Here is a 4,405-nt window from a genome sequence, read left to right as displayed (position 1 = left end):
GTCGAGCCAGCGGTCACCGCTGGTCAACGCCATCGCCTGGGCCTGGGAGACCATCGGCACCACCGAGAAGTCGAAATTGTCGAGCGTCTTGCCCGGCGGCAGCCGGGCAGTGCTCAAGTGGCGTTCGAGCCGGCGCCGGGCACGCTCGGCGAGCTCGTGTTCGGCGAGGGTGGCCAGCAGCCGCGCCGCCGGCCAGCCCTCCTGATCCGCTTGGTCGGCGAAGCGCGACCACACCGCCTTGATGGTGGGCAGGCGCAGGTCGTTGAGCATCAGGGCGAGCCGCGCGGCATCGGTCATCGAGGAAGCTTTCATGCCACCCCTCCCATGACCGGTTGGTCCATCAGCGCGTCATAGTCCACCAACGACCCCAGTCGCACCTCGACGTGAGGCAACTCGCTCGGGGCGGGACCGAAGCGCTCGCGCAGCGTGTCGAGGTGCGGCAACTCGCCGGCCTCGAGTAGCGCCTCCAGGTGCTGCGCGAGTGCCGCTTCACAGCCCCGCTCGTGGGCCAGGGCCAGCAGGCCGACCATGCAGCGGCAGGCCGGGCGGGCGTCCCCTCCGGCGAGCAAGGCGTCGAAGGTGCGCCGATAGGCTTCGCGCGGGAACAGCTGGTCGCGGTAGACCAGGTTCAACAACGCCATTGGCTTGCGCCGCAGGGCATGAATGACGTGATGGTAGTTGACCACATGGCCGTGCCGGCCGCCGCGCTGGGCACGCCCGCGGGGCAGGGTCATCAGCGCGCTGCCGCCGATGAACAGCTCAAGGCGATCGTCATACAAGCACACCCGTAGCTGATGGCCAATCAGCCGGGACCCTACAGATAGCGGAGTCCGACTACCCCGACGGGTTCGAGGTCCCGCTCTCCTTCGATCTTGGCCAGGCCGACTGGGCAGAATCCACCGCCCTGCTGATTCAGGAAGCGCTTGGCCAGATCGGTATCAAGGTCACCCTGGACCGCATCCCCGGTGCCAACTGGCGGACCCGCGCTCTGGTCGACAAGCAGCTGCCGCTACACCTGGAGAACTCCGGCGGCTGGCTCAACACCCCCTGCTACTACTTCTTCTGGGCCTACATCGAAGGCAACCTGTTCAACTCTTCGAACTACCACAGCGACGACATCGCCCAGCTGGTCGATGACACCCTATTCTTGACCTCCTCCCCTCCCTTCGCGCTGTCGCGACTCAGGAAGAGGATTCCCTGTCGGGTGCCAGCCCGATCGCTCGGGTGGCCAGTTCCTGCTGCTGACGGCCTTACCGCACCGTTCACTTCACAGGCGCTACGGGCAGGGCCTGCCCTGACAGCTGCTCATGCGCTTTCGCCAGGATGTTCCGGGCGCCGACGACATCGGCGTGGTCGGCATGCCCGCAGGCCTGGCAGCAAAAGGACGCTCGGCTCAGGCGGTTGGCCGCCTCGACATACCCGCACTCGGGGCACGTCTGGCTGGTGTGGTGTGGCGGCACGGCAATCAGCAGGCCGCCACGCCACGCCTGCTTGTAGGTGATCTGGCGCCTGAACTCAAACCAGCCTTGGTCAAGAATGGCCTTGTTCAACCCCGCCTTCTGTTTCACCCGCTTGCCCGGTGCCGCCAGGGAACCCTTGGCCGAGGCCGTCATATTGGACACCCGCAGATCCTCGATGGCCACCATGGCGTGGTTTTGGCAAATGGTGGTCGAGAGCTTATGGAGGATGTCGCGACGGACGTTGGCGGCTTTCTGGTGCAGCCGGGCGATGCGCGCTTTCTGCTTCTTCCAGTTCTGGGAGAACCGGGTCTTGTGCGTGAGTCGGCGCTGCGCCGTGGCGATACGCTGTTCCAGTTGCCGGAAGCTGTTGCGCCCGGCATGGGGCATGCCGTGGGAATCCACGGCGAAGTGCGCCACCCCCATGTCCAGGCCCACCGCGGCGGTGGCCGGGTGCCTGGGCGGTGCCTCCACCGCGATCTCGACCTGGAAGCTGATGTGCCAGTGGCCGCCATCAAGGCCCACGGTGCAGCTGGTGATCTTTCCCTCGACCGGACGCGACTGGCGAAAACGCACCCAGCCCAAGCCGGCAGGCAGCTTCACGCGGCGATGATCGAGCCGGCAGTATTTGGGGAAATTGACGAAGCGGATGGCGTCCCGCGACTTGCCTTTCTTCTTGAAGCGAGGCGCATCAGCGGCCAGCCCCGGCGTGAAATGTCGCCGCCAGGCCGTGTCGAGGTCGCGGAGCTTCTGCTGGAGGTTGTCGGTGTAGGCCTCGGTGAGAAAGGCCGTGGCCTCCTGGCGTTTCCAGGCGGTGATCCAGCCGGCCATGGTGGCATAGCGCGGCACCCGTTCGCCCCGCTCCCGGGCGGCGAGGCATTCGGCCAAGGCGTGATTCCAGACGAAGCGTGCATGTCCGGTCAGTACGCGCAGCCGCGCCGCCTGCTGGGGCGTCGGGTCAAGGCGATACTTCAAACCGAGCTGGCGCTTCATCAAGACCGCTCCATGACTGTATATATATCCACATGCTAGCAGCGGCAACGGGACTCGCAAAGGGCTCCCCAGTGAGCCTTCGGCTCACACCGCATTCCCCCGCACACCTTGGTCGGTGTGGGTACCCTGCGGATTCTGGATGGACACCATCATGGCCTTCCCGCTGTTCGTGCTGGCCATGGGCATCGTCGCGGCGGCCGGCAACACCCTGGAGAACATCATCTACGCCACGGCGATCATCAACCTGCCCTTCTATGCGCGGATGGCGCGCACCGAGGTGGCCGTGCGCCGCAACGCCGGCTATGTGCAGGCGGCACGCCTCTCGGGCAACGCCGACTGGCGCATTCTCGCCTTCCAGATCTTTCCCAACTCCCTGCCGCCGATGATGGTCCAGATCTCGCTGAACATGGGCTGGGCGATCCTCAATGCCGCCGGCCTCTCCTTCATTGGCCTGGGCGTCACGCCGCCCACCCCCGAGTGGGGAATCATGGTGGCCGAGGGGGCCAACTACATCATCTCCGGTCACTGGTGGCTGGCCCTGTTCCCCGGCCTCGCCCTGATGCTGGCCGTGTTCACCTTCAACCTGCTGGGCGACGGCCTGCGCGATCTCGTCGATCCGCAACGCCGTACCTGACCCATCCGTGATTGAGCCCCCCTGCTCGAGGAGCCACCCCATGAGAAAGCCACTGCTCGACATTCACGATCTCACCGTGGAGTTCGCCACGCGTAACGGCACCGTCACCGCCGTCCAGCAGGTCGAACTTCATCTGCACAAGGGCGAGACGCTCGGCATCGTCGGCGAGTCCGGATCCGGCAAGTCGGTCACCTCCTATGCGCTGCTGCGCATCCTGGACCGCGCCGGCAAGATCGCGAACGGCAGCATCGTCTTCGGCGGGGTCGATATCGGCGGCGCCACCGAGCGCACCATGAGCGAGATGCGCGGCCGTGAGCTGTCGATGATCTTCCAGAACCCCCGCGCGGCCCTCAACCCGATCCGGGCGGTCGGCCGCCAGATCGAGGACGTGCTGATCCAGCATGGCCTGGCCACCCGGGGCAATGCGCGCCACAAAGCCATCCAGATGCTCGAAGCCGTCAAGATTCGCGACGCGGAGCAGCGCTATCACGCCTACCCGTTCGAGCTCTCCGGGGGGATGTGCCAGCGCATCGTGATTGCCATTGCCCTGGCCTGCCGTCCCCAGCTGCTGGTGGCGGACGAGCCGACCACCGGCCTGGACGTCACCACCCAGAAAGCGGTCATGGACCTGATCGTGGAGCTCGCCGCCGAGCGGCAGATGGCCACCCTGCTGATCACTCACGACCTGGGCCTGGCCGCCAGCTACTGCGATCGCATCGTGGTGATGGAGAAGGGCAGGATCGTGGAGTCGGGCGCCACGGAGCAGCTGTTTGCCCGCCCGCGACACCCCTATACCCAGCGCCTGATGCGCGCCACGCCGAGGCTCGATGCCCAGGTCGCCGACCTGCTGCCCCTCGACGATACGCGCCGGACCACCCCCAGGGCGCGCCCGCTGGGCACACCGCTGCTGGAGGTCGAGCATCTGGTCAAGACCTTCGGCAACGCCGACGACACGGATGCCGTGCGCGCCGTGGACGATCTCAGCTTCACCGTGCATGAAGGGGAAAGCCTGGGCCTGGTGGGAGAAAGCGGCTGCGGCAAGTCCACCACCTCGGCCATGGTCATGCGGCTGCTGGACCCCACCAGCGGCGCCCTGCGCTTTGCCGGCACCGACCTGGCGGTGATACCGGCCAAGGCCTTTGCCCGCCACGCACTGCGCAGCCAGCTGCAGATGGTGTTCCAGGATCCCACCGACAGCCTGAACCCGCGCTGGAGCGCACGCCGCTCGATTGCCGATCCGCTGATGCGCCTGGGCCAGCACGCCTCACGTGAGCGTCGCCAGCGCGTGGAGGAGCTCGCCGAGCGGGTGGGCCTGCCGAGA

Annotated in this window: 4 protein-coding genes and 1 pseudogene; 2 read left to right on the top strand and 3 right to left on the bottom strand. The window is 66.6% G+C overall.

The genetic code is table 11. From position 1 onward, the window contains the following. The 3 genes and pseudogenes from IBX53_RS14970 to IBX53_RS14960 all read right to left on the bottom strand — a co-directional run. Window positions 1-312: ATP-binding protein (locus tag IBX53_RS14970; RefSeq protein WP_290910827.1), on the bottom strand; the 312-nt coding region annotated here is incomplete at its 3' end. Then, window positions 309-821: pseudogene (locus IBX53_RS14965) on the bottom strand (IS21 family transposase); the annotation flags it as partial. The gene IBX53_RS14970 and the pseudogene IBX53_RS14965, both read right to left, overlap by 4 nt. Before the next feature lie 441 nt (window positions 822-1,262). Next, complete coding sequence (locus IBX53_RS14960) at window positions 1,263-2,450, bottom strand: transposase (protein WP_290910824.1); 1,188 nt, start codon at window positions 2,448-2,450, stop codon at window positions 1,263-1,265. 139 nt (window positions 2,451-2,589) lie between these two features. Between IBX53_RS14960 and IBX53_RS14955 the strand changes: the two genes are divergently transcribed. After that, a complete protein-coding gene (locus IBX53_RS14955) occupies window positions 2,590-3,084 on the top strand; it encodes an ABC transporter permease (RefSeq protein ID WP_290910821.1) in 495 nt (164 codons plus the stop codon). Window positions 3,085-3,124: 40 nt separating this feature from the next. Then, window positions 3,125-4,405 (top strand): ABC transporter ATP-binding protein (locus IBX53_RS14950; protein ID WP_290910820.1); only part of this gene is annotated, 1,281 nt, incomplete at its 3' end.

It is taken from the genome of Halomonas sp. (assembly GCF_014859505.1).
Classification (GTDB): domain Bacteria; phylum Pseudomonadota; class Gammaproteobacteria; order Pseudomonadales; family Halomonadaceae; genus Halomonas.
The sequence above is the reverse complement of the archived record's forward strand: the minus strand, read 5'-3'. Positions and strand labels throughout refer to the sequence as shown.

Coding starts and splice junctions, on each gene's coding strand:
- IBX53_RS14960 (WP_290910824.1), bottom strand. CDS start 2,450: ATGAAGCGCCAGCTCGGTTTGAAGTATCGCCTTGACCCGACGCCCCAG.
- IBX53_RS14955 (WP_290910821.1), top strand. CDS start 2,590: ATGGACACCATCATGGCCTTCCCGCTGTTCGTGCTGGCCATGGGCATC.